At 62.4% G+C, this 21,797-nt stretch carries 22 protein-coding genes and 1 riboswitch; of the genes, 12 read left to right on the plus strand and 10 right to left on the minus strand.

Features of this window, described 5'->3' with window-relative positions; all coding sequences use genetic code 11:
- The first annotated feature begins 14 nt into the window (after positions 1–14).
- From ACPDZI_RS01820 to ACPDZI_RS01830, 3 genes are read left to right on the plus strand one after another with little or no spacing between them, the layout of a single operon-like run.
- Positions 15–494 carry a GNAT family N-acetyltransferase gene (locus ACPDZI_RS01820; RefSeq protein WP_438833907.1) on the plus strand — a complete coding sequence of 160 codons (480 nt, stop codon included), beginning with the start codon at positions 15–17 and terminating at the stop codon, positions 492–494.
- Complete coding sequence (locus ACPDZI_RS01825) at positions 491–736, plus strand: DUF3624 domain-containing protein (protein ID WP_270831440.1); 246 nt, start codon at positions 491–493, stop codon at positions 734–736. Before ACPDZI_RS01820 ends, ACPDZI_RS01825 begins: the two co-directional genes overlap by 4 nt.
- A gap of 56 nt (positions 737–792) precedes the next feature.
- Positions 793–1,539: an SDR family oxidoreductase gene (locus ACPDZI_RS01830; RefSeq protein WP_106553476.1), complete on the plus strand. Its 747-nt coding sequence runs from the start codon at positions 793–795 to the stop codon at positions 1,537–1,539.
- A gap of 61 nt (positions 1,540–1,600) precedes the next feature.
- On the opposite strand, the gene ACPDZI_RS01835 is transcribed toward ACPDZI_RS01830, so the two are convergent.
- Positions 1,601–3,073 (minus strand): C69 family dipeptidase, encoded by a 1,473-nt coding sequence (locus tag ACPDZI_RS01835; protein WP_438377730.1) that lies wholly within the window; start codon positions 3,071–3,073, stop codon positions 1,601–1,603.
- Positions 3,074–3,537: 464 nt separating this feature from the next.
- Between ACPDZI_RS01835 and ACPDZI_RS01840 the strand changes: the two genes are divergently transcribed.
- Positions 3,538–3,990, plus strand: coding sequence for a hypothetical protein (locus tag ACPDZI_RS01840; RefSeq protein WP_202011703.1), 453 nt, complete (start codon positions 3,538–3,540; stop codon positions 3,988–3,990).
- Between the two features lie 198 nt (positions 3,991–4,188).
- Here ACPDZI_RS01840 and ACPDZI_RS01845 read toward each other — a convergent pair whose 3' ends face one another.
- Entirely contained in the window at positions 4,189–4,770 is a 582-nt protein-coding gene (locus ACPDZI_RS01845) for a hypothetical protein (RefSeq protein ID WP_146061944.1), read from the minus strand.
- Positions 4,771–4,981: 211 nt separating this feature from the next.
- On the opposite strand from ACPDZI_RS01845, the gene ACPDZI_RS01850 reads away from it, so the two are divergent.
- The gene (locus tag ACPDZI_RS01850; protein ID WP_080760932.1) at positions 4,982–6,157 is read left to right on the plus strand and encodes an iron-containing alcohol dehydrogenase; all 1,176 of its coding nucleotides are present in this window, start codon (positions 4,982–4,984) and stop codon (positions 6,155–6,157) included.
- A 136-nt stretch (positions 6,158–6,293) separates the two neighbouring features.
- On the opposite strand, the gene ACPDZI_RS01855 is transcribed toward ACPDZI_RS01850, so the two are convergent.
- From ACPDZI_RS01855 to ACPDZI_RS01865, 3 genes are all read right to left on the minus strand, one after another.
- Positions 6,294–6,923, minus strand: a complete 630-nt coding sequence (locus ACPDZI_RS01855) for a glutathione S-transferase family protein (protein WP_026080202.1) — start codon at positions 6,921–6,923, stop codon at positions 6,294–6,296.
- A gap of 108 nt (positions 6,924–7,031) precedes the next feature.
- On the minus strand, positions 7,032–8,300 hold the full coding sequence (locus ACPDZI_RS01860) for an O-acetylhomoserine aminocarboxypropyltransferase/cysteine synthase family protein (RefSeq protein ID WP_011704479.1): 1,269 nt from the start codon (positions 8,298–8,300) through the stop codon (positions 7,032–7,034).
- Between the two features lie 156 nt (positions 8,301–8,456).
- Positions 8,457–8,633 (minus strand): hypothetical protein, encoded by a 177-nt coding sequence (locus ACPDZI_RS01865; protein WP_438833908.1) that lies wholly within the window; start codon positions 8,631–8,633, stop codon positions 8,457–8,459.
- 100 nt (positions 8,634–8,733) lie between these two features.
- Here ACPDZI_RS01865 and sgrR point away from each other — a divergent pair, with 100 nt between their 5' ends.
- Genes sgrR through ACPDZI_RS01880 form a run of 3 tightly spaced genes read left to right on the plus strand, consistent with a single transcriptional unit; the run spans position 8,734 to position 11,643 of the window.
- Positions 8,734–10,467, plus strand: coding sequence for an HTH-type transcriptional regulator SgrR (gene sgrR / locus ACPDZI_RS01870; protein ID WP_438833909.1), 1,734 nt, complete (start codon positions 8,734–8,736; stop codon positions 10,465–10,467).
- A gap of 35 nt (positions 10,468–10,502) precedes the next feature.
- Positions 10,503–10,898 (plus strand): acyl-CoA thioesterase, encoded by a 396-nt coding sequence (locus tag ACPDZI_RS01875; protein ID WP_011704482.1) that lies wholly within the window; start codon positions 10,503–10,505, stop codon positions 10,896–10,898.
- A 31-nt stretch (positions 10,899–10,929) separates the two neighbouring features.
- Positions 10,930–11,643 (plus strand): hypothetical protein, encoded by a 714-nt coding sequence (locus tag ACPDZI_RS01880; RefSeq protein WP_438833910.1) that lies wholly within the window; start codon positions 10,930–10,932, stop codon positions 11,641–11,643.
- A 45-nt stretch (positions 11,644–11,688) separates the two neighbouring features.
- Here ACPDZI_RS01880 and ACPDZI_RS01885 read toward each other — a convergent pair whose 3' ends face one another.
- Positions 11,689–12,444 (minus strand): lipase secretion chaperone, encoded by a 756-nt coding sequence (locus ACPDZI_RS01885; RefSeq protein ID WP_438833911.1) that lies wholly within the window; start codon positions 12,442–12,444, stop codon positions 11,689–11,691.
- Positions 12,441–13,352 (minus strand): lipase family alpha/beta hydrolase, encoded by a 912-nt coding sequence (locus tag ACPDZI_RS01890; RefSeq protein ID WP_438833912.1) that lies wholly within the window; start codon positions 13,350–13,352, stop codon positions 12,441–12,443. The genes ACPDZI_RS01885 and ACPDZI_RS01890 overlap by 4 nt, the downstream gene beginning before the upstream one ends.
- A gap of 290 nt (positions 13,353–13,642) precedes the next feature.
- Here ACPDZI_RS01890 and ACPDZI_RS01895 point away from each other — a divergent pair, with 290 nt between their 5' ends.
- Positions 13,643–14,068 carry a hypothetical protein gene (locus ACPDZI_RS01895; RefSeq protein ID WP_438834545.1) on the plus strand — a complete coding sequence of 142 codons (426 nt, stop codon included), beginning with the start codon at positions 13,643–13,645 and terminating at the stop codon, positions 14,066–14,068.
- Positions 14,069–14,089: 21 nt separating this feature from the next.
- Positions 14,090–14,704: a superoxide dismutase gene (locus ACPDZI_RS01900; protein ID WP_336989398.1), complete on the plus strand. Its 615-nt coding sequence runs from the start codon at positions 14,090–14,092 to the stop codon at positions 14,702–14,704.
- 53 nt (positions 14,705–14,757) lie between these two features.
- On the opposite strand, the gene ACPDZI_RS01905 is transcribed toward ACPDZI_RS01900, so the two are convergent.
- The 3 genes from ACPDZI_RS01905 to ACPDZI_RS01915 all read right to left on the minus strand — a co-directional run bounded on the left by ACPDZI_RS01905 (position 14,758) and on the right by ACPDZI_RS01915 (position 19,500).
- Positions 14,758–15,717, minus strand: a complete 960-nt coding sequence (locus ACPDZI_RS01905) for a SanA/YdcF family protein (protein ID WP_408800132.1) — start codon at positions 15,715–15,717, stop codon at positions 14,758–14,760.
- Between the two features lie 211 nt (positions 15,718–15,928).
- Positions 15,929–18,676 carry a collagenase gene (locus ACPDZI_RS01910; protein ID WP_438833913.1) on the minus strand — a complete coding sequence of 916 codons (2,748 nt, stop codon included), beginning with the start codon at positions 18,674–18,676 and terminating at the stop codon, positions 15,929–15,931.
- A gap of 500 nt (positions 18,677–19,176) precedes the next feature.
- A complete protein-coding gene (locus ACPDZI_RS01915; RefSeq protein WP_175610277.1) occupies positions 19,177–19,500 on the minus strand; it encodes a fimbrial protein in 324 nt (107 codons plus the stop codon).
- Positions 19,501–19,593: 93 nt separating this feature from the next.
- A riboswitch (cyclic di-GMP riboswitch) is annotated at positions 19,594–19,679 on the minus strand.
- 1,038 nt (positions 19,680–20,717) lie between these two features.
- Between ACPDZI_RS01915 and ACPDZI_RS01920 the strand changes: the two genes are divergently transcribed.
- Positions 20,718–21,260: a fimbrial protein gene (locus ACPDZI_RS01920; protein WP_076361601.1), complete on the plus strand. Its 543-nt coding sequence runs from the start codon at positions 20,718–20,720 to the stop codon at positions 21,258–21,260.
- Between the two features lie 99 nt (positions 21,261–21,359).
- The gene (locus ACPDZI_RS01925; protein ID WP_323934269.1) at positions 21,360–21,749 is read left to right on the plus strand and encodes a hypothetical protein; all 390 of its coding nucleotides are present in this window, start codon (positions 21,360–21,362) and stop codon (positions 21,747–21,749) included.
- Positions 21,750–21,797 lie beyond the last annotated feature (48 nt).

The following is a 21,797-nucleotide window of genomic DNA, read 5'->3' on the forward strand; positions in this document are numbered from 1 at the left end:
AACAAGGACTCCCCGTGTTGACCGTCCGCGCCGCCCGACCCAGCGATCTGGGCGCCATCGTTAAACTGGAACGCTACTGTTTTCCTCCCGAGGTCGCCTTTGGCCGCAGTCGCTGGCACTATCTGCTCGCCCAGGCCAGAGGCCGCACCCTGCTGGTGCTGGATGAGAAGGAGCTGCTGATGGGCTATCTCTGTCTGCTGGAGCACAAGGGGTGGGATCGCCTCATCGTGCAGACCCTCGCCATCCGCTGGACCATCCGTCGTCAGGGCTGGGCGCGGCGCCTGCTGGAGCAGGTGATCCGCGAAGGGCAGGAGGCTGGCTGGGGGGCGATCCGGCTGGAGGTGGCAGATGCCAACGCCGAGGCGCTGGCGCTCTATCGGGGGCTGGGGTTCAAAGCCACCCAGCGGCTGCCCGACTACTATGGCCCGGGTCAGCATGCCCATCGGCTGGTGTTGAAGCTGGCCGGAGAGAGGAGAGAAGAGGAGAGGGGATGAGCTGCGACAACTGCCTCGCCACTGCCATCAAGGCCAAGCTGGGGCGCTGCCCGGTTTGCGCCTGCCAGACCTTCGTCATCGGCCTGATCGGCTGGCTGGTCTGGTGGTGGTGTGGCGCCGACACCTCGGTCAACGCCCTCACCGGCCTGCTGTTCGCGCTGGGGGGATCGGGCCTCTTTCTGCTCCACCTGCTGGTGTTTGTCTGGCGCAAGGTGACCGGACGTGAATTGAGCGATGAATGAATCAGATTGATTTCAAACAGGTAAATAACAATAGCGCTGTAGATATGGAGGTTCAGATGATAGCAATGGTAACGGGCGCCTCGTCCGGATTTGGTGAGTCCATCAGCCGTCAGCTGGTGCAGGCGGGCTACCGGGTGATCGGTACCGGCCGCCGCGCCGAACGGCTGGCGGCGCTGGCCGACGAGCTGGGTGCGCAGTTCCTGCCGCTAGCGTTCGACGTGCAGGACAAGGCGGCCACCCGCGCCGCCATCGACGGGCTGCCTGCCGAGTGGCGCGAGGTGGACCTGCTGGTCAACAACGCCGGGCTGGCGCTGGGGCTGGAGCCGGCCCACAAGGCGGATCTGGAAGACTGGGAGCAGATGATCGCCACCAACATCAGCGGTCTGACCCTGCTCACCCGATTGCTGCTGCCGGGCATGGTGGCGCGCAATCGCGGCCACATCATCAACATCGGCTCCATCGCCGGCACCTACCCCTATCCGGGCGGCAACGTCTACGGCGCCACCAAGGCGTTCGTGAAGCAGTTCAGCCTCAACCTGCGCGCCGATCTGGCGGGCACCGCCATCCGCGTCACCAACGTGGAGCCGGGCCTGTGCGGTGGCACCGAGTTCTCCAACGTGCGCTTCCACGGTGACGATGCCAAGGCGGCCACCGTCTATCAGGGGGTGCAGGCCATTCAGCCGGAAGATATCGCCAATACCGTGCTCTGGATCAGCCAGCAGCCGGCCCACGTCAACATCAACAGCATCGAGATCATGCCGGTGGCGCAGACCTTCGGCCCGCTCAATATCAGCCGTCGCTGATGGCAGCAGCTGACGAAATAAAAGAGGCTCCCCTGGGAGCCTCTTTGCGTTGGCGAGCCGATTACAAGCTCATGATCTTCTTGAACTCCTCCGGCGAGTACTTCTGTTCGGTGCGCTTGGTGAGATCCGTCATCAGCTTGTAGCGCAGCTCTTTGGCCATCTGATAGGTCTGCTCCAGCTGGCCATAGGAGTAGTCGGCGGCCAGCCCGATGGCGGTGGCCTTGTCGCCGGCATAGGCCTGCTTCAGGCTCTGGTCGAGCAGGGCCACCTCCTGGTAGAGCTTGCTGCTCTCCTTGCCCCAGACGCCGCGCAGCAGCGGCAGGTACTTGTCCGGATCGGCGCTGGCCAGTGCGGTCAGGCTGCGGAACTGCCAGTAGGCGGAATCATCGGAGTAGCTGTCGCTGCCGCTGCGATAGGGCAGGGGGTAGGACTCCAGGGTGTTGTAGAGCGGCACCATCACGGATTCGGCCAGCACGCCGTAGCTCTGCCAGATCAATCCCTGCAACTCTTTGGGCATCTCCTTGCGCAGCTGGATGACGTGGGATTCGAGCTGGCGATCGATACGGATCGGCCGCTCCGCCTTGCCCGCCAGCGGCGTGCCGTCATAGGTGGCGCTCAGCAGCCTGGCCACGTCCGGCACGGCGATGGGGGCATCCGGCTTCATAAAGAGCGGATATTGCGCCTGCCGGGTCGGCTGCGGGTGGCTGGCGGTCAGCATCTTCTGGCCGAGCCACTCCCGATCCACGTTGTAGGGGTCGGCGATGACCCCGAACGCCTTGGCGAAGTTGAACTCTTTCGGGTCGGCATTATCCAGCAGTTTGTGTTCGCGTACGAACTCCAGCAGCTTGGGCGAGTGCAGCACATCGGCGCTGTCGAGATTGACGCCGTGGATGCGCAGGCCGTTGGCCACCATGGCGTAGCTGTCGTCCGGCACCCGCACCGCAATCCAGTGGTGGCCGGAGCCGATCTCCATCAGCCAGGCCTCGTTCACATCCGCCAGATAGAGGCTGTTGCCTTCCCCGGCGCCATATTGCTCCACATAACGGCCGAGCAGTGCGACCCCCTCTTTGGCCGTTTTGGCCTGCGGCAGGATCAGGGTGGGAATGATGGCTTCAATCACTCCCTTCTCGATCAGCGGATCGGCCTTCTGGGCCTTGTCGTTGACCTCGGCGCTGGTGGTGGCCGAGATGGCGACGTTGAACTCGTTGATGCCGCGCTCCTCGTAATACTTGCCTGCCGGGTCGCTGGTTGTGGCATCCCAGTCACGAATGGCTGAGTAGGCGAAAAACGCCTTTGGCATCGGTACTTCCAGCCCGTTGCCCAGTTTCCAGACCTTGCCCTCGTTCTGCTGGGCGGGCCGGAAGGCGAGGTACTTGTTCCAGTTGTTGACGCCAAAATCCTCGTTTCTGGCGATCATCACGCTGCCATCGGCAGTGGCGCCCTTGCCGACGATGAGGCCGGTACAGGCGTCGGCACTGGTGCCAAGCAGGGTGAGCAGGGTGGCGGAGAGAAGACTCAAGGTGTGTTTTTTCATGGGATTGCCCGAAGCGTAACTGTGAGTGAAAGCCAGGCGGTGGGATGCAGGTCTGCCGCAGTGCGATCAGCCGCCGATACGCTGCCGGGGGATCGTGCTGCTCATGGTCGATGACGCAAACATTTCATCCATAACACTGCTTGCTGGTCGTTTTGTGCGCCGAAATTGTATGCCTCGCTGGTTGTTTGTTTTGTGATCTATGAGTCGTTCCTTTGCTTTGTCTGGTAAAGCGTGAAAAAGCAGCGATATGCACCAGAAGCTGCCGATTGGGCAGCGCAGCGTCATGATTCTGACGTCGAGATGGTCATGGATCAGCTCGCGAGCCCGTGCGAGCCTGGATCTGCACCAATCTGGCAAGTTGGCCTGCAACTTGCTGGTTTTATTGCCAATGATGGGGCCTGGCGCCTCATGCCATCGAATCAGCGACCTCGTCATGCCGGATCGGCATGCAGACTGGAGCCCCCATGGATATCAAACCCTACAGCCAGCAGCTTGCCCAGAGCGCCTCCAACAACCGTGCTCTCGCCACCCTCAGCAGTGCCGACAGCGGCCAGGGTGGCGGCTGGGAAGATCTGGTCAACCTCTCCTCCCAGCGGATCACTGGTCAGGCCCAGCAGGCGCTGACCTATGAACACCTGGCCAAGAACAGCAAGCTGCCGCCGGCGCTCGACATCGGCTCCGACAAGGGGGGCGTGATGCAGCAGCTGGTGGACAAGGCGCTCGGCTTTGATCGCAAGAAGTTCAACGAGATAGAAGAGAAGCTCAAGACGATTGCCGACAACAAGCAGCTGACTGCCGAAGAGCGGGCGGCGCAGAGCAAGCCGCTCAACGAGCAGCGGGACGCCATGTTGCAGGATGCGATGGACCGCCTCACCGGCAAGAAGAGCAGCGCCAAGGAAGAGACCAAGAGCGCCTGAGCGGCGGGATGACTCGAACGGCAATCCATGGTCGGTGGGGGCAATCACTTGCCCCTGTCTGGGCACCATGAGCGGGTTGCCGATGCGGCGCAGCACGGGACGCTCTGCGCCGCTACAACGGCAACAAAAAAGGGAGGGCGGCTGCCACTCTCTTGATGACCGGACGGCGTCCGGCCGCTGCATCGGCTCAGGCCATCGCTACTTCTTCTCGGGCAGAATGCCGATCCCCACCGCCTGGGTCTGCACGGCCTTGATCTGGTCGCCCTTGGCGATCAGCGCAAACTGGGCCGGGTTGTGTACCTTGAGCACCAGGGTGTGATCCACCCCCTTCACCGTGATGGTCTGCTGCCCCTTATCGACCGCGATGACGTCGCCATAGAGAGTGACCTTTTTGCCGATCCCGGCGCCCGGCTTTTCGCCCGCCTCGGCCTTGTCGGCCGCCACTTCCACGATGCGTTTTCTCACCCCGGCGGTGCCCTTGAGCAGCTCCAGATCCAGCATCTGCAGGTAGCGGAGCGCCACCACGTCGCCCACCTTGAGGTTGGCCAGGTTGGTGACCTGCTCACCGGCGACGATGTCGAACGACTCGCCGGCGGCATTTTTCAGGCTGACCTTGCGGCTGGCCATATCGATGGCGGTGACCGTGGCCTGGGCCGAGACGGCCTCCACCAGGTTGGCCTTGCCAGGGGCCGTGGTGACTTCGGTTGCCACCTCGGCGGCCTGTGCCAAGCAGGTTGAAAGGGAGAGTAAACCGGCAATCCATGCATGTTTGAGTTTCATGTGTCAGACCTTATGAACAAAAGAGTGAGGAGGGCGGGAGTGGGGCGATGAGAGTGGAACACCCGGTTCCCAGAGAGACCATAGCAGAGCGGCACAGAAACAGGGGCGGCGCCGCACGACTTCCTTACGGCGGCCCGCCCCCCGCTGTGCAATTTGATAGCCGGCTCCCGTTTTTTGACCTGCCGGAGCCACAGGCGCACAATTCCCCTGCATGCATTCAACCGAGGGCTCTGCCGTGTACAACTTCCAATATGCCAATCCTACCCGCGTCTGTTTCGGTGAAGGCCAGATCGCCAGGCTGCCCGAACTGATCCCGGCCGGCAGCCGCCTGCTGGTGCTCTACGGCGGCGGCAGCATCAAACAGAACGGGGTCTATGAGCAGTTGACCCAGGCGCTGGCGGGACGGGAGTGGCTGGAGTTTCCCGGCATCGGCGCCAACCCCCAGTACGATCAGCTGATGGAGGCGGTGGCCCTGGTCAAGCGCGAGCGCATCGACTTCCTGCTGGCGGTCGGCGGTGGTTCCGTGGTGGATGGCAGCAAGTTCGTGGCCGCCGCGGCCTGCTTCGAGGGGGCGGATCCCTGGGAGATCCTGCTGCACAAGGCCCCCATCAAGGCAGCGCTGCCGCTGGGCTGCGTGCTGACCCTGCCGGCCACCGGTTCGGAGAGCAACCCGGCCGCCGTGGTGAGCCGCGGGGAGGCCAAGCTCTCCTTCATGAACCCGCTGGTGCAGCCGGTGTTTGCGGTGCTGGATCCCACCACCACCTACAGCCTGCCGCCGCGCCAGGTGGGCAACGGGGTGGTGGATGCCTTCGTCCACATCATCGAGCAGTACCTCACCTTCCCGGTGGGGGGCGAGGTGCAGGACCGGTTGGCGGAAGGGCTGCTGCAGGTGCTGGTGGACAACGGCCCGCGTGCGCTGGCGGAGCCCACCAACTACCAGGTGCGTGCCAACCTGATGTGGGCGGCCAGCCTGGCGCTCAACGGCCTCATCGGTCGCGGTGTGCCGCAGGACTGGTCCACTCACGCCATCGGTCACCAGCTCACCGCCCTGCACGGGCTGGATCATGCCCAGAGCCTGGCGGTGGTGCTGCCCTCCCTGCTGCGGGAGCAATCGGCCCAGAAGCAGGAGAAGCTGGCCCAGTTCGCCGAGCGGGTATGGCACTCCAGCCGCGAGGACAAGGCGCTGCGCATCGAGGAGGCGATCATCCGCACCGAGCAGTTCTTTCAGCAGATGGGGGTGGGCACCCGCCTCGCCGACTACGGCCTGAGCGAGAGCTGCATCCCCGGCATCTGCTCCAACCTCAAGCGCTTCGGCCTGACCGCCCTCGGGGAGCAGCAGGACATAGATCCCGACAAGGTAGCCAGGATCCTTTCCCACGCGCTTTAAGTCAGGGGACTCGCGCCTTGCAATCTGAGTGGCGCGGATCCTTTCCCGCGCACTCTGATCATCTGGCTGACGGCCGTAAAAGAGAACGCCCCGATCATCGGGGCGTTTTGCATGGTGTCGCCGGGCGCACAGCCGTTTATCCGGCGCTGCGGTCCAGCTCGCGCTCCAGCGCCGCCGCCTTCTGGCGGGCCGGATGGGTATTGAGGCGCTGCCAGTAGGCTTGCAGATGCGGGAACTGGGCCAGCTGACCGCTTTGCGCCAGCAGATCCACCAGGAAGGAGTTCAGGATGTCGGCGCCGGTGAGGCGATCGGCCACCAGATAGCGGCGGCTTGCCAGCACCTCATCGAGGTAGCCCAGCACCTTGGCGCACTCGGCTTTGGCGTAGTCCGGCAGGAAGCGCATCGGGCTGCCGTCCTTGCGCACGAACATGTCGAGCAGCAGCGGCAGAATGCCTGAGCTCTCGGCAAAGTGGAGCCACTGCAGATATTCGGCATAGTCGGGGCTATCTTGAGCCGGTGCCAGCCGTTGTGGGGCATGGCGGGCGATCAGGTACTCGGTGATGGCACCGGATTCCGCCAGCACCCGGCCGTCGAACTCGATGACCGGCGACTTGCCGAGGGGGTGGATGGCTTTTAGCTCGGGCGGCGCCAGAAAGGTGGTGGCATCGCGCTGATACGCCTTGATCTCATAGGGCAGGCCCAGCTCTTCGAGCAGCCAGATGATGCGTTGGGAGCGGGATTTGTTCAGGTGGTGCAGGACTATCATGGAAACCTCGACGCAGTGACGGAAGGCGGTGATACGCAGCGATGCGGTGGCAGGTTCACTGCTGGCCAAAAAAGAGCGGGCTGGATGCCCGCTCCTGCGTTGATTGACTCAGGCCTCCAGCGCCTGATCCAGATCCGCCAGTATGTCCTCGATGGCTTCGATCCCCACCGACAGCCGGATCATCTCGGGTTTGACCCCGGCCTTGGCCTGCTCCGCCTCGCTCAACTGGCGATGGGTGGTGGAGGCGGGGTGGCAGGCCAGCGACTTGGCATCGCCGATGTTGACCAGCCGCTTGAAGATCTTGAGCGCATCGTAGAAGCGCACGCCCGCCTCATAACCATCCTTCAGACCAAACGAGAGGATGGCCGAGGGGCGACCGGCCATGTATTTCTCCGCCAGCAGGTAGTGGGGGTGACCCGGCAGACCGGCGTAGCTGACCCAGGCCACCTTGGGGTGGTGCTTGAGGTGATGGGCCACCCGCAGGGCGTTGTCCACGTGGCGCTCCATGCGCAGGCTCAGGGTCTCCAGCCCTTGCAGCAGCAGGAAGGCGTTCATCGGCGCCAGCGCCGCGCCGGTATTGCGCAGCGGCACGGTGCGCACCCGCCCGATGAAGGCGGCCGGGCCAAAGGCCTCGGTGTAGACCACCCCGTGATAAGAAGGCTCGGGTTTGGTGAGTTGGGGGAAGCGCTCGGCGTGATCCGCCCAGGGGAACTTGCCCGAGTCGACGATGACGCCCCCCAGCGAGTTGCCGTGGCCGCCGACATATTTGGTCAGGCTGTGCACCACGATATCGGCGCCGTGTTCGATGGGTTTGCACAGCACTGGGGTGGCGACCGTGTTGTCGACGATGAGCGGCACGCCACGGGCGTGGGCCACCTTGGCGAAGGCCGCTAGGTCGACGATGTTGCCGGCCGGGTTGCCGATGCTCTCGCAGTAGACCGCCTTGGTTTTGTCGTCGATGAGGGCGGCGATGGCCTCGGCACTGTCATCCTTGGCGAAGCGCACCTCGACCCCGAAGCTCGGCAGCATGTGGGCGAACAGGGTGTAGGTGCCGCCATAGAGCTGGGGGGTGGAGACGATGTTGTCACCGGCGGCGGTCAGCGCCTGAATGGCATAGGTGATGGCGGCGGAACCCGCCGAGACCACCAAGCCGGCGATGCCCCCTTCCAGCGCGGCCATCCGCTGCTCCAGCACATCGTTGGTGGGGTTCATGATGCGGGTGTAGATGTTGCCTGGCACCGCCAGATTGAACAGATCCGCCCCGTGCTGGGCGCTCTCGAACTCGTAGGCCACCGTCTGGTAGATGGGCACGGCAACGGCCTTGGTTGTGGGGTCGCTGGTAAAGCCGTGGTGCAGGGCCAGGGTCGCATCTTTCATCACACACTCCTTGTTGGATGTTGCTGGGTAGCAGTTATAGATGGATAGACGTCCAATCTATCAGGCTCAGCGCCGATGTAAACCACCCAATCCGGCAAAGCAATTGCGCCCGCTGGCGAACTGCGACCTCCGTTGCGTGACCCGGGCGAGCGGGGCTCAGAGGCGGCGGCGATACTCCCGATCGTCGATCTGCTGCATGTCCCACTGCATCAGGCGGTTGAGCTGGCTCATGGGATCCTCGATCAGGGTCAGCGGCCTGGGCTGGATCCGCTTGAAGTAACGGCGCAGGATCTGCTGGATCCGGTTCGGTTTGATGGGGTTGGCGTGGCTCATGATGGTGCTCCTGTGTTGTGGTTCTCACGTTCGCCAGCAGTATTGAGCTAAAATGCGGAAGTAAAAACTGATGACTTTAAGCAACTGGATTTCCTCTTTTATGCCCACCAGCCGCCTTTACCAGCAATTCCAACGGCTCGCCCAGCAGCTTGGCTGTGACGAGCGGGAGATCAGCCTCGCCGAGGTGGCGGATCTGCTCTGCTGCACCCCGCGCAACGCCCGCCTGCTGCTGCGCCGCATGCAGGATCAGGGCTGGCTCAGCTGGGCGGCGGAGGCCGGGCGGGGGCGGCGCTCCCGGCTCACCCTGCTCGACAACCAGGAGAGCCTGACCCGGCGTCGGCTGCGGGATCTGCTTAGCCAGGGCCACCTGGCGCAGGCGGTACGGCTGGCCGAAGATCGCCTCGATCTGCTCACCCCGCTGCTGATCGAGCAGCTCGGCCAGGCCACTCGGGAAGGGCGCCAGATCCTGCGGGTGCCCTACTACCGGCCGCTGCCGCGCCTGCTGCCCACCGGCCCGCTGCGCCGCTCCGAAATCCACCTGAGCCGCCAGATCTTCAACGGCCTGACCCGGCGAAATGAGGAAAATGGGGAAATCGAGGGGGATCTGGCCCACCACTGGGAGTGTCTGGGCCCCTGCCACTGGCGTTTCTATCTGAGGCCGGCGGTGCGCTTTCACCACGGCCGCGAGTTGGTGGTGGAGGACGTGGTGGAGAGCTTGCTGGCCTTGCGGGATCGCCCGCTGTTCGCCCATCTGGCGCGGCTGGAGAGCCCCTGGCCGCGCACCCTGGATCTTCATCTCGACAGCCCGGATCCGCTGCTGCCCCAGCTGCTGGCCGAGCCGGTGGCGGCCATCCTGCCGCGCGAGCTCAAGGGGGAGGCGGGCTTTGCCCTGCAACCGGTGGGCACAGGCCCCTACCGGGTGACCGCCAACGACCCGTTGCAGCTGTGCCTCGAGGCATTCGACGACTACTTCGGCCTGCGCGCCCTGCTCGACGAGATCGACATCTGGATGCTGCCGGAGCTGGCGGAGCGGCTGGAGAGCCACCTGCAGCTGGGGCGCGACAGCCCCGAGCTCGGCACCATGCGCGGCGAGTCCGAGCTGGAATCCGGCTGTTACTTCCTGCTGCAGGACGACAGATCCGCATCCTTGCAGGATCCCGCCCTGCGCCAGTGGCTGGCTGGCCTGCTCAACCCCATCGCCCTGATGGCGCGGGTCGCCCCCGAGCTGCAGCGGGGGTGGACCAGCGCGCTCGGGCTCTTGCCCCACTGGCGCGAGGCGCAGCCGGCCCCGCTGCCGATGCCGAAACAGCTGCCGCGTCAGCTGGTGCTGGCCTGCTTCAACCAGCACCTGGAGTTCAACGAGTGTGCCAACGCCATGAGCAGCCTGCTGGCAGAGCAAGGGATCCGGCTCGAGGTGCGCACCCTGGATTACGGCCGCTGGGTGAGCGGGGCGGACGAGGATGTGGATCTCTGGCTCGGCACCCTCAACCTGGAGCACGAGCACGCTTTCGCCCCCTACGCCTGGTTGCAGGGCACCCCGCTGCTGCGCAAGGTGTGGGGCAGCCAGCAGCGCCTGTGGCAGGGGCTGACGCAGTGGCGCGCCAGCGGCGAGGAGCAGGGGCCGCGCGCCCTGCTGGCAAGCGTGCAGCAGCAGGGCTGGTTCGTGCCGCTGTTTCACCACTGGCTGGAGCTGGAGAGCCGGGTCGGCGTGCACGGGGTGCGGATGACGGCGCTCGGCTGGTTCGATTTTCGCAGCGCCTGGCTGCGCCCGGAGCTGGCCGTCGGCGCCGGCGATACGACGGGGGAGCTTGAGTCCAAAGGCGGGCCGCGTTAGCCTGAGCGCGGTCCCACGACAAGGAGTCGATATCCATGCTGGAAATGCAGATCCAACCCCGTTTTCAAGAGACAGATGCCCTCGGCCACATCAACAACACGGTGCCGGCGGTCTGGTTTGAATCGGCCCGCGACCCGCTGTTTCGCATCTTCTCCCCCGAGCTGGATGTGCACAACTGGCATCTGATCATCGCGGGCTACACGGTGCAGTTCAAACGGGAGCTGTTCTACGGCCAGCAGGTATTGATCAAAACCGGGGTCCGCCGCATCGGCTCCAGCTCCTTCACGCTCTGGCAGGAAGCCTGGCAGGGGGACGAGCTGGCGGTGACCGCCGAAACCACCCTGATCCATTTTGACTACCAGTCCCGCCAGTCCATCCCCCTGAGCGATCGCCACCGGGAGGGGCTGCGGGCCTGGCTGATAGAAAGCTAACCTTGGCCCACCGGCCAATCACAGGACACTTATGCGCAATACCGTGATCGCCCTGAGCCTCGGCTTGGGACTGGGGCTCTGCTCCCTGCCTTCCGTGGCAGCCTCCCTCGCCGAGCAGTTCTCCCTGATGGAAAAGGGGGCCGAGAGCGCCCTCGATACCCGTCTGTTCAGCCACGATGGCGTCGACATCAAGGCCTGGGTGGATGGCGCTCCCGTCATCATCGCCGTGCCCATCATGAACGAGCAGGGTAAGCTGGAAGGGGAGAGCCGCTACTACTTCAAGGGCGGCAAGCTGTTCGGGGTGAAGGAGCCCGCCGCCCAGTTCGCCTTTGACGATGGCGGCAAGCTGACCCAGTGGCTGGACGAGAAGGGCCAGCCCGCCGAGTTCGTCAGCAAGATGAGCATGCAGCAGCGGGAAGTCTGGCTCACCAAACGGGCGGCCGAGCTGGGTCAGCTGTTTGCGCCGAGCGTCGCCGAACAGAAGGCGGCCAAGGGGGGCGTCAAGCTCAAGGGGGCGGAGCTGGCCCACTGGCTCTGCAACGGCAAGCTGATGGCGCTGGCCGGGGGTGACAAGGTGACCTTCGAGCAGGCCAAGCTCAAGACCCGCGCCGAGGGCATAGAGGGGGAAGTCTCCCTGCGCCAGGAGAAGGGGTGGCAGGATCTGAGCCTCAAGTGCGAGGTGCAGGGACCCCAGGTGACCCGCCTCACCTGGCAGCCGCTGCCGGGGGCCAACAAGCCGCTGTAAGTACGGTAGTAGCAAAACGAGGGGGCCCAGATTCGGGCCCCCTTTTTATTGCGGTGACGGCTCGCCCAGTCTGAGCCGGGTGAGGGCTTCCACCCGTCGCCACTGGCCGGGCTCGAACCAGCGCGCCAGGAGCTCCGGCTGCTGTTCGGCCCGCCGCTCGGCGGGCAGGGGCTTGAGTTCGGCCAGATAGCCGGCCAGCTGCTGCTCGAACCCCTGCTGGCTTTGCGTCAGCTGGTGCAGCCGGTCTGCCGCCTCCGGCCCCAGCTGCTCGCGCAGCACGGCGTCACGCTCGGCCGCTGGCAGCCGCTCCAGACTCTGCAGGTCGCCGAGCAGGCGGCTGTTGGCCTCCGCCTCCCGAAACCACTGGGGCTGCTCCGCCAGCCAGAGCTCGAGCTCGCTCGCCAGCAGCGGCTTGTCGGCATCGCCAGCCTCCGCCAGCGCCTTGCGGCGCAGGGTCCACTGCTCCATCAGCCGATCTTCGGCAAACAGCTGCTCCTGCTCGGCCGGGGTGAAGCTCTGCTGGCGCAACTGCTCGCGCTCGTCGAACAGCACCTGCAGGCTGGCCAGGCCCGGATCGGTCGGCACCGTCAGGCTGCCTTCGGCGGCGAGAAAGGCTTCATAGCGGGCCTGCAGTGAGGTCTCATCGGGCGAGGAGGTTACCTGCCTAGCCAGGGGGGCGCTCGACCCGGCCTCGTCCACCGGGGGAGCGGCTGGGGTGGAGTTCGGGGCGGGCCACAGCTGCCAGCCGCCCAGCAGCAGGGCCGCACCCAGCGGAGCGGCCATCAGCCATGCCTTGTTCATAACCCCAGTCTCTGCAGGCGGTTGGCGTGCTGGCGATAGAGGCTGATCGGGTCGGTCTCGAACAGGTGGCGAATGCCGAACGATTGGTTCACCTCGTCCAGGTGGTTCATCCGGTAGTCGGTGCCGATCACCTTGCCGAGGTGGCTGCTGCATACTCCGACCAGGCCGTCGTTGGGCTCCTTGAAGAAGCTGCCGGTCAGCGCCAGCGCCGGATCCACCGGATCCAGGATGTTTGTCATGGTGCCGCGCCCGCTCCAGGAGAAGTAGTAGACCCCGTTGGCGGCCTGCATGGGCCCTTCACCGCAGTACTGGTTGGGCAGCCCCTCCGGGTAGCGCTGGTTGAAGCGCTGGGCGCCGGCGCTGGTGAGGGCGTCGAGGGCGGCGAGGGGATCCTGCGGCAGCTGGCTACCGCCGGAGAGCAGCGAGATGACCCCGGACAGGGCGGAGGCGGCGGCCACCGCCAGCTTCTCGGCCACCGAGCCTGGTGCCACGTTGGCGCGCACCAGATCGGCGATCTCCGAGCCGTAGTTGACCCCGCCCACACTGGTGGCGGAGGCGACCAGCTCAGGGGCGACCGAGGCGACATAGCGAATGGTGGGGCCGCCGTGGGAGTGGCCGATGAGGTTCACCTTCTCCGCCCCCGTGATGGCGAGCACCTGCTGCACCTGCTTGAGCAACTGCTCGCCGCGCAGTTCCGAGCTCTGGGTGGCGGAGACTTGGGCCACATAGACCCTGGCGCCATCCCGGGTCAGCGCCTGGGGGATGCCGTAGAAGTAGTCGACCCCGAGCAGCTTGTCGAAGCCGAACAGACCGTGCACCAGCACTATGGGGTAGCGGGTCTGGGTATAACCTGCCGCCTGGCCCAGCATGGGCAGGGCGCACAGCAGCATCAATAGCCATTTTTTCATCTTGTCCATCCTTGTGAATAAGGTTGCCACAGCGGCAACCACCGGCCTCATGCCAGTACCGACCAGCATGACGGAGCGGGACGTTTGCATCTGTGCAAATGATCACCAAACAGACAGATTCAAAAAAGCCCTACCCATATGGGCAGGGCTGTTGGCGGTGCTGGCACAACTATCCCTTGTGTTCGCCGCCCACATAAGTTAAATAATAATTATTATCATTTGCGGTGTTGAGGATCATGGCGGCGAGCTGGGTAAGAGGATGGGTGGGGACGGAGGAGAGCGACAGCAGCATGGTGCACTGGAAGGTGCAGACCATGAGCGGCAATCGCCACTTCGATGCCGGTGAGTACGGCAAGGCGCTCTCCTGCTATCAGCAGGCGTTGTGGCTGGCGCGCCAGCAGTTTGCCGGCTGGCCCGACGTGGACGAGGCGGTCGCCGCGCTGGTGGTGGCCCACCACAATCTGGCGGATCTGCTGATCGCCATGGCGCGGCCGGAGCGGGCTGCCGACCTGTTGTGCCACATCCACGACTGCCTGCTCGCCACCAGCCAGTCGCCGGCCAGTCCCGATCCTTTGCGGGATGCGGCCTTGCGCCATACCCGCAGCACCCATGCCGAGCTGCTCGCCTTCCTGCGCAAACACGGCAACCACGACGGCATCCGCCGCTGCCTCGGTCAGTGCCTGTGCCAGACCGAGTCCGCCCGCCAACTGCATTAATCACAATAAACAGAGGTGACCATGAGCCATACCCTGCCAGCCCTTGCCTATGCCTATGACGCGCTGGAACCCCACATCGATGCGCTGACCATGGAGATCCATCACAGCCGTCACCATCAGGCCTACATCAACAACCTCAATGCCGCCCTGGCCGATCTCCCCGAGCTGGCGGTGCTGCCGGTGGAGGAGCTGCTTGCCCGCTTCGACAGCCTGCCTGGCAAAGTGCAGGGGGCGGTGCGCAATCACGGCGGCGGTCACGCCAACCACAGCCTGTTTTGGCAGGTGATGAGTCCGCAGGGCGGTGGTGAGCCAGCCGGTGAATTGGCTGCGGCGATCGAGCGGGATCTGGGCGGACTGGAGGCCTTCAAGCAGGCCTTTACCCAGGCGGCGCTGACCCGTTTTGGCAGCGGCTGGGCCTGGCTGGTGGTCGATCGGAGCGGCAAGTTGCAGGTCGTGAGCAGCGCCAACCAGGACAGCCCCCTGCAGGATGGGCTGGTGCCCATTTTGGGGCTGGATGTGTGGGAGCACGCCTACTACCTCAAGTACCAGAACAAGCGTCCCGACTACATAGCCGCGTTTTACAACGTGATCGACTGGAACGAGGTGGCGCGGCGTTACGTGGCGGCGCTGGCCTGATCGCCGGAAATACCGAGCACAATGAAAGAGACCCGCCTGTTGGCGGGTCTCTGCTATTGAGGGGTCGGCGCGCTGCTGGCAGCCGGATTATCCACGGGTGTTGCTTCGCTCGGCACGGCTGCGCTGGTGGCCGGGGCAATGCTGGTTGGCATTGCTGCACTGGCGGCAGCTGGGCTATCCATGAGCGTTGCCTCGCTCGGCACGGCGGCGCTGGTGGCCAAGGCTCCGCTGGTTGCAGCCGCCGCACTGGTGGCGGTTGCCGCGCTCACTGCCGCTGCCGGTTTGGCCTTCGGCTTACGAGGGGGCGGTGCAATGGGCAGGCAGGGCTGGCTCGCGCCTATGGTGCTCAACGCCTGGCAGGGGACCGGGCCGCCGATGACGATGGGCTCGCCGAGGAACTTGGGACCCTTGTCCAGCACGTAGAGGTCGAGCAGCCCCATCAGGCGGGCGAACACCTCGCGCACCCGGGTCTTGATGCCCTGATAGGCGCTCGGATCCACGGCGTTGAAGCCGACCGCCTCGATGCCGAAATGGCGGGCGATGAAGATGGCGCGCTCGTTGTGAAAGGCCTGCGAGACCACGGTGAAGTGGGCCTGACCGAACACCTCCTTGGCTCGCACGATGGAGTCCAGGGTCCGAAAGCCGGCGTAGTCGCTGTAGATGGCGTTGGCCGGGATGCCGGCCTGGATCAGGGCTCGCCGCATCTGGCGCGGCTCGTTGTACTGCACGGTGGCGTTGTCGCCGGAGACCAGGATGTAGTCCACCTTGCCGTTGTTGTAGAGCTCGGCGGCGGCCTTGATCCGGTACTTGAAGTAGTGGTTCGGGCTGCCGCCAATCAGGTACTTGGAGGTGCCGAGCACCAGGGCGACCCGGTTGTAGGGCACCGCATTGACGTCGTCGTAGGTGTAGTGACGGGCGTCCGAGACGGTCCACTCGCTGTAGCCCAGCAGTGTGGCGACGGAGGCCAGCAACAGGCAGAGGCAGGCGAGCAGGATCTTGGCAAACTTCTTCATGCGCGGTGCGGTTCGGGTCTGAAGTAAGAGGTGACAGAGGGTCATTCTATTACAAGTTGCCGTCGTACGTCAGGCTTGATGACCGCCGAAGACGTCACTCGGGCAGAGGTTGTCGCAGGGAGAGGTCGGCTAACTGCTTGATCCTGAGCCGATTAAAATCGTTCATAAGAAGGGGCGGCCATGGCCGCCCCTTGTCATAGCCGTCTCGTCCTCAGTGGGATGAGTCGTTGGCCTTGCACTCGTCGGAGTCCTTGTTGGCTTCCCACCAGGGCAGCAGCTCGCGGCCGAGCCACTGCTGGTAGGCCTCGCTGTCATTGGCAATCAGCTGGTCCAGCTCGGCTTCGAAGGCACTCATGGCCTGCTGCTGATCCGGGTTGCGCAGGGCCTGGGCCATGGCCAGCCAGCTGGCGCCGCGACCGGTCTCGTTCAGGAAGCGGTGCACGGTGTAGGACCAGGAGTAGACCATCTCGCCGCCCTTGTCGTAATCCAGGTGCAGGATGTCGGCCAGGGCCGGACGATCGCTGGCCGGGCGGCCGGCGACGTTGTCCAGACCGCGGGCGAAGCACTGGCCGTGGGCGATGAACTCCGCCAGCCCTTCCGACCACCAGGTGGTGCGGTTGAGCGGGTAGTGGCCGAAGCTGCCGTACTGGTTGAAGCGGCCGTCCAGGTAGTGCACGTACTCGTGGCGCAGGTTCCACACCTGGAACGCTGGGCGCTTCCACTCCGCCTCGTAGGCGAAGAAGCGGGCCTGGTTGCCGGGGCGAGCCGGATCCCCTTCGAGGTAGATGCCGCCGTTGTCGGTGGAGACGCCACCGAACAGGGCACTGCCATAGCGTTTCCAGTCGGCGGAGGAGTTGAAGACCACCAGTTCCAGCGCCTCGTTGTGATCGTCCGCCACCGGCTGCCAGCCGGTCTCCATCTGCTGGTGGAACTGCTGCTCTTCGGCACCCAGTTCACGGCAGATCCCCTCGGCCTGAGCCATGGTCAGATCCTGGGCCCGCAGGCGCAGGGTCGGCGAGCAGGTGTGCTCGAAGGGCAGCACGTCCTCCACCCGGACAGGGGTGCAGAGCCCGGCGAAGTCACCGCTGATGCAGGCTTCGCTGGTGCGGTCCGTGTAGGTCAGGTAGTAAGTGGAGAGGGTCAGTGACATGTCTTTCAGCAGGTCCTGACTCTGCTGGCCACCGGGGATCAGGTCGTGGTGGCGAACCAGTGCGATGACGGAGTCATCCAGCAGCTTGCGGTAGCCGTCGAGCTCGTCCGGGCGGGTATAGCGGGCGACCCGGTAGAGGCGGGTGTAGGCATCCAGCACGTTGTTGAGCAGGAACAGATCGGCGCCATCCCTTCCTTGCCACAACGCGAGTTCGCTCATGCCGAGGGCGTGCAGCTGCTTGCGCAGCTCGCCATCCTGCTGGCGGAAGTCGTTGGCGAAGGGGTCGCTGTAGTCGCTGGCGAAGTCGAGGAAGTTGAGCAGATCGAACAGACCGGTCGCCCAGGCGTGCTGACCGTTGATCTCGCTGGCATGGCGGGTACTGTAGGCCAGCATCTGGTTGAATTCGCCGAGCAGGGTGCCAAAGCGGCTCTGCACTGCCGGGCTCTTGAACTGACCGTGCAGGGCGATGCTCCAGGCACCCATGACGGCACCTACCTCGTCGCTGGCCTGTTCCGGGAAGAGCAGCGGATGGGCGCCCAGCGCGGTCAATGCCTCGGCCAGCGCCTCGGCGGCAGCTGGGCCGTCTTCCTTGTGCTTGCCGTAGTTGTGGTAGTTGTGGGCACGCACGTATTCCAGCAGCAGCTTCATGGCCGGATGGGCCGGTTGATTGGCCGCCAGCAGGCTCTGGATGCCGCGCGACACGGCCAGCAGCTTGGTGTCATCGTGACCATAGTTCTCCTGCCAGACCGGTGCGGGCTGGCCACTGGCATCCTGCACTATCTTGGCCGCTTCGGCGTCCAGCAGTTCGGTGCCCGGCAGATCCGGCTCGGAACAGGCGCGACCGTCGGCACGGCGACAGTCGAGCTGCTCTTCCTTGCTGGCCAGCACGATAGGGCGGTTAAGCACCCGGCTCTCCTGCCACTCGGTTGTTTCCGGCAGGGTCTGCCATTCGCTGCCCCCCACCGGGTATTGATAGCCGGTGTCCTTCAAGACCACCTGCACTTCGCTGCCGGCGGGCAGGGTCTGACGGCACACCCGATAGCTGATGGTCTTGTCCCCTTCCTGACGGGTCTGGGGTTCATCGCACTCCTGTTGGGCCTTGATCTCGTCCAGCAACCAGGTGTACTGGCGCCAGACGTGCAACTCGCTCACCTGCTTGGCGGCCTGGCTGCCCGCGATGGGCTGCAGGCGGAAGAAGATCTGCTCGAGGCGGCCATCCCGTTCATTGGGGGTCTCTTCCAGCACCTTCAATTGCTGCCAGTTTTGCGGCTGGTACTGCCATGCCTGCTCGGCGCAGCGGCCTTCGGCGTTGAGCTCGCAGCGATCCAGCTCCTGCTCGCTGTGACCCAGGATGACCCGCTCAGCCAGCGGCAGACGATCCTGACGCGGCGCGGTCGGGGTACCCGCCAGCGGCTCCCAGCGGCCCTGCTTCATGCCGTAGCCATAGTCATAGCTGCTGGCCGGGACGGCCTTGCCGGCCGGCACCACCTCTTCACAGCTGAGGTAGCGGATCTGCCAGCCCTGCTCGATCTTGAGTTGCGGCTCGCCGCACTGCTGCTCTGCCAGCGCAGCCAGGTTGGCATCGCGCCAGTCGAAGCGGCGATATACCCTCAACTGCTGATAAGGGGCGTCGCCGCTGCGGGCGCTCAGCTCGTAGGTCACTTCGGTGAGACGATCCCCCAGCTGACGGCTGGATTCGCCTTTGAGTTGATACTGTTGCCAGTCGGAGGGGGAGTAGTTGGCCAGCGCCGAAGTGGCAAACAGGCTCGGTGCTGCCAGCAGCAGCAACCTGGTACCCAGATTGTTCATTTTTATCCCTTTGATTGATTGTCTGCGTGATTGACGCGTGCAATCTAATCAGCCCCAAAAGGATATCAACCCACCAGTCAGGCCATATAAATCATTTATTTAGATTAAATCAAAACGAAATAAGCCCCATTAGGGGCTCTACTGATAGCAAGGACTCATCTGCCATCTGGGGGGGCTCTCAGCCTAAGCCTGGCAACTGTGATCAAAGTCTCGTTTGAGGTTCTTTTACCAGATGGGAATACGACAGTCGCAAGCTGGTTAGCAGCAATAGAAAGTACTGAGCTGCCTGAGCAGAAAGCAGGATAAAGCAGGATGTTGTAGTGAGAAGCCACCGGGCGGCAGTCGGTATGGGAATCGAGAAAACGGGTGGGGGATTGGTGGATGGTGAGCGGGTGTTAACAATGACAGCCTAGGGGAGGCTGTCGGGTTCATCTTTCCAAAGGCGAACAGATCCGCCCGAGGTAATGAACAACCCCGGGCGGACGGCTGGCATGACGCAGTTAGAGGTAGCTGACGGTCACGATGGCCATGTTGCTGCTGCCAGCAGACAGCTTGTACTGCATGGTGCTGCTGATGGTATTGAGGCTGCCGGCTTGCTGCAGGCTGGCCAGATCCATGGTCTGGCGCTGGGTGCCGGAATAGCAGGTCACACTGTTGTCGGCGAAGTCGCAGGGGGCTTCATAGATGGTACCGGTGAAGGTGACGGTGCCGTCGGCGGCTGAGGCAGTGGCTGGAAGCAAGGCGGCACCAAGCAGCATGGCTGCGGCGGCAGAAGAGGCGAAACGGATGGCGCTGTTGCGTACGGAAGCGGTAGAAGTGTTCATTTTAATGTCCTTTTCGTCACGTGTCGTTGTACGAAAAGGGCAACGCAATCAAAGAGAATGACACAGATACAACTGATGACATCGCTCTTCTCAGATGGCAGCTCCGCTGTCTTAGGTTATGAACCCTTAGACCGGTGGCTTTGCGTCCCGACCTTTCGACCGGTTTGCCCTTCACTCTATGTTTAGATGATAACATCCCACTTTGAGAAATCAATCGCCATCAAAAAGTGTGGGATATCAGTCACAAATAATATTTTATATATGGTTGTGACAGGAGATATATGGATTGGCCAATATTTGGTGCGCATATCAGATCTTGTCCATCATTATTTTAAACTGGCTTTCGATGAAGTCTTGTTCTGTAGTGAACATGCACGACCGCCATCCGGTTAATTAAAATCAAGGTCACACCGGAAGGTGGTAAGAGCAGATATATCAACTTCCTTCCAGGCCCGATAGGTTAAAATGATTACCTGATTACCTGATTACCTGATTACCTGATTACCTGATTACCTGATTACCTGATTACCTGATTACCTGATTACCTGATTACCTGATTACCTGATTACCTGATTACCTGATTACCTGATTACCTGATTACCTGATTACCTGATTACCTGATTACCTGATTACCTGATTACCTGATTACCTGATGACCTGATTACCTCTTTTGAGGCGGTTTACGAAGTGGGTGATAACTATTATCAAATACTCTCAGGTTATTTTGGTTGTGTTTTTGTTAATTTGCTGTGAGTGATTTTAAATTCACTGTCTGACAATATTGAGATAGATGTTCTTTATATGAATGTTATTTATTTCATGATATCTGAACATGTTTTGGTGCTAGCTTAAGCTATTGTTTTTTAAGTGTTTATAAAATAATTTATATAAATCAAAATGTATTTGATGCGCATCAAATGAGTCGTTAATTTGTTCATCAAGCAAAAGCGGAACACGGCTTTCTGCACAGACGACAGGGATGTATGTAGTTGTGCAGATGAGGTGTAGCGGGAACTGCCCCTGAGCGGTGTGCTGCTTTTGCTTATTTAAATAAACCTTAAAAGGCACAGCTGATTATTGGCATGACCTCTCACCGGCTTAATGAGAGGTTGAGCACCAGCAGTTGCTGTGCTGTATATCGAGGCATCACTGAAGATCGTGACTCCAGCATGATTGGAGTGATGCAGTACAACACACGTTAATGTAGGTATAAACGAATGAAAGCTAACAAGATTTTGGTTGCTATGGGTGTTGGTTCCATCCTGCTGTGCGGCTCCGCTGTTGCTGCCGGTGGCGCTGGTTCAGGCAAAGTCACCTTCAATGGTGAAATCATCAACGCTCCTTGCTCCGTTGCTCCTGAGTCTGTTGATCAAGTAGTTGAAATGGGTCAGATCAGCACCAAAGAGCTGGCCAGCGGTGGCGAGTCCAACTCCAAGCCGTTCAGCATCAAGCTGCTGAACTGTGAAATCTCCGACAAGGAAGATGCCGTCAAGGTGACCTTCAGCGGCGCCAAAGACCCGGTAGATTCCAGCCTGCTGGTTATCGGTGGTGGTGACGCCGCTGGTGCCGGTATCAAGATGACCGCTCCGGGTGGTGCCGCGATCGTACTGGGTACCCCGACTGCCGCTTTCAGCCTGGTCAACGGTGACAACGAGCTGCCCTTCAGCGCCGTACTGAAAGGTTATGCCGATCAGACCACCAACCCGCTGAAAGCCGGCGCTTTCACTGCAGTAACCAACTTTACTCTCTCCTACGAGTAATAGAGTGCCTTAACGTGTGATCAGGGTTGTGGTGGTGCGAGCCACCACAACCTCACACATTCTGTTTCCTCACATCGAACCTTGATCATGAAAACTTCAATGATGGCAGCCATGGTGCTGCAGCTGGTGATGATGGCGGGATCAGTCCACGCCAACGAACGCACGGATGGACTGGCCGAATCGGGTTGTACGCTGGAGGTGCTGCGCAGCATTCCGCTGCAGGCTCAGCAACCAGGCACGCTGAAAATCAGCGGCTGTCAGGTCGAGGGGGCGACGGAGGCATCACTGCCTTTTATTTCCATGTCCGTACGCGGTGCCATGAGCGATGAGCTCGGCATTCTCAACAACGGCCAATATCACAAGGTATCCGGCGAGCATTTTATTGTTTCGGATATCGTTAACAGTGATTTGGAATTCAATTTGGGGCTTACCAGTAGTCAGCTGTTTTTTCCGGACAGTACGACACTGTTTGAACTCAATTATATGTAAGCAAGCCAATTGCTTAGTGTAGATACCTCATTACGTGAGACCGTTATG

It is taken from the genome of Aeromonas oralensis, assembly GCF_049665575.1.
GTDB classification, from domain to species: Bacteria; Pseudomonadota; Gammaproteobacteria; order Enterobacterales; family Aeromonadaceae; genus Aeromonas; species Aeromonas hydrophila.

Coding starts and splice junctions, on each gene's coding strand:
- ACPDZI_RS01900 (WP_336989398.1), top strand. CDS start 14,090: ATGAGCCATACCCTGCCAGCCCTTGCCTATGCCTATGACGCGCTGGAA.
- ACPDZI_RS01830 (WP_106553476.1), top strand. CDS start 793: ATGATAGCAATGGTAACGGGCGCCTCGTCCGGATTTGGTGAGTCCATC.
- sgrR (WP_438833909.1), top strand. CDS start 8,734: ATGCCCACCAGCCGCCTTTACCAGCAATTCCAACGGCTCGCCCAGCAG.
- ACPDZI_RS01850 (WP_080760932.1), top strand. CDS start 4,982: ATGCATTCAACCGAGGGCTCTGCCGTGTACAACTTCCAATATGCCAAT.
- ACPDZI_RS01895 (WP_438834545.1), top strand. CDS start 13,643: ATGGTGCACTGGAAGGTGCAGACCATGAGCGGCAATCGCCACTTCGAT.
- ACPDZI_RS01890 (WP_438833912.1), bottom strand. CDS start 13,352: ATGAAAAAATGGCTATTGATGCTGCTGTGCGCCCTGCCCATGCTGGGC.
- ACPDZI_RS01845 (WP_146061944.1), bottom strand. CDS start 4,770: ATGAAACTCAAACATGCATGGATTGCCGGTTTACTCTCCCTTTCAACC.
- ACPDZI_RS01840 (WP_202011703.1), top strand. CDS start 3,538: ATGGATATCAAACCCTACAGCCAGCAGCTTGCCCAGAGCGCCTCCAAC.
- ACPDZI_RS01910 (WP_438833913.1), bottom strand. CDS start 18,676: ATGAACAATCTGGGTACCAGGTTGCTGCTGCTGGCAGCACCGAGCCTG.
- ACPDZI_RS01860 (WP_011704479.1), bottom strand. CDS start 8,300: ATGAAAGATGCGACCCTGGCCCTGCACCACGGCTTTACCAGCGACCCC.
- ACPDZI_RS01880 (WP_438833910.1), top strand. CDS start 10,930: ATGCGCAATACCGTGATCGCCCTGAGCCTCGGCTTGGGACTGGGGCTC.
- ACPDZI_RS01835 (WP_438377730.1), bottom strand. CDS start 3,073: ATGAAAAAACACACCTTGAGTCTTCTCTCCGCCACCCTGCTCACCCTG.
- ACPDZI_RS01885 (WP_438833911.1), bottom strand. CDS start 12,444: ATGAACAAGGCATGGCTGATGGCCGCTCCGCTGGGTGCGGCCCTGCTG.
- ACPDZI_RS01905 (WP_408800132.1), bottom strand. CDS start 15,717: ATGAAGAAGTTTGCCAAGATCCTGCTCGCCTGCCTCTGCCTGTTGCTG.
- ACPDZI_RS01875 (WP_011704482.1), top strand. CDS start 10,503: ATGCTGGAAATGCAGATCCAACCCCGTTTTCAAGAGACAGATGCCCTC.
- ACPDZI_RS01865 (WP_438833908.1), bottom strand. CDS start 8,633: ATGAGCCACGCCAACCCCATCAAACCGAACCGGATCCAGCAGATCCTG.
- ACPDZI_RS01855 (WP_026080202.1), bottom strand. CDS start 6,923: ATGATAGTCCTGCACCACCTGAACAAATCCCGCTCCCAACGCATCATC.
- ACPDZI_RS01915 (WP_175610277.1), bottom strand. CDS start 19,500: ATGAACACTTCTACCGCTTCCGTACGCAACAGCGCCATCCGTTTCGCC.
- ACPDZI_RS01925 (WP_323934269.1), top strand. CDS start 21,360: ATGATGGCAGCCATGGTGCTGCAGCTGGTGATGATGGCGGGATCAGTC.
- ACPDZI_RS01825 (WP_270831440.1), top strand. CDS start 491: ATGAGCTGCGACAACTGCCTCGCCACTGCCATCAAGGCCAAGCTGGGG.
- ACPDZI_RS01920 (WP_076361601.1), top strand. CDS start 20,718: ATGAAAGCTAACAAGATTTTGGTTGCTATGGGTGTTGGTTCCATCCTG.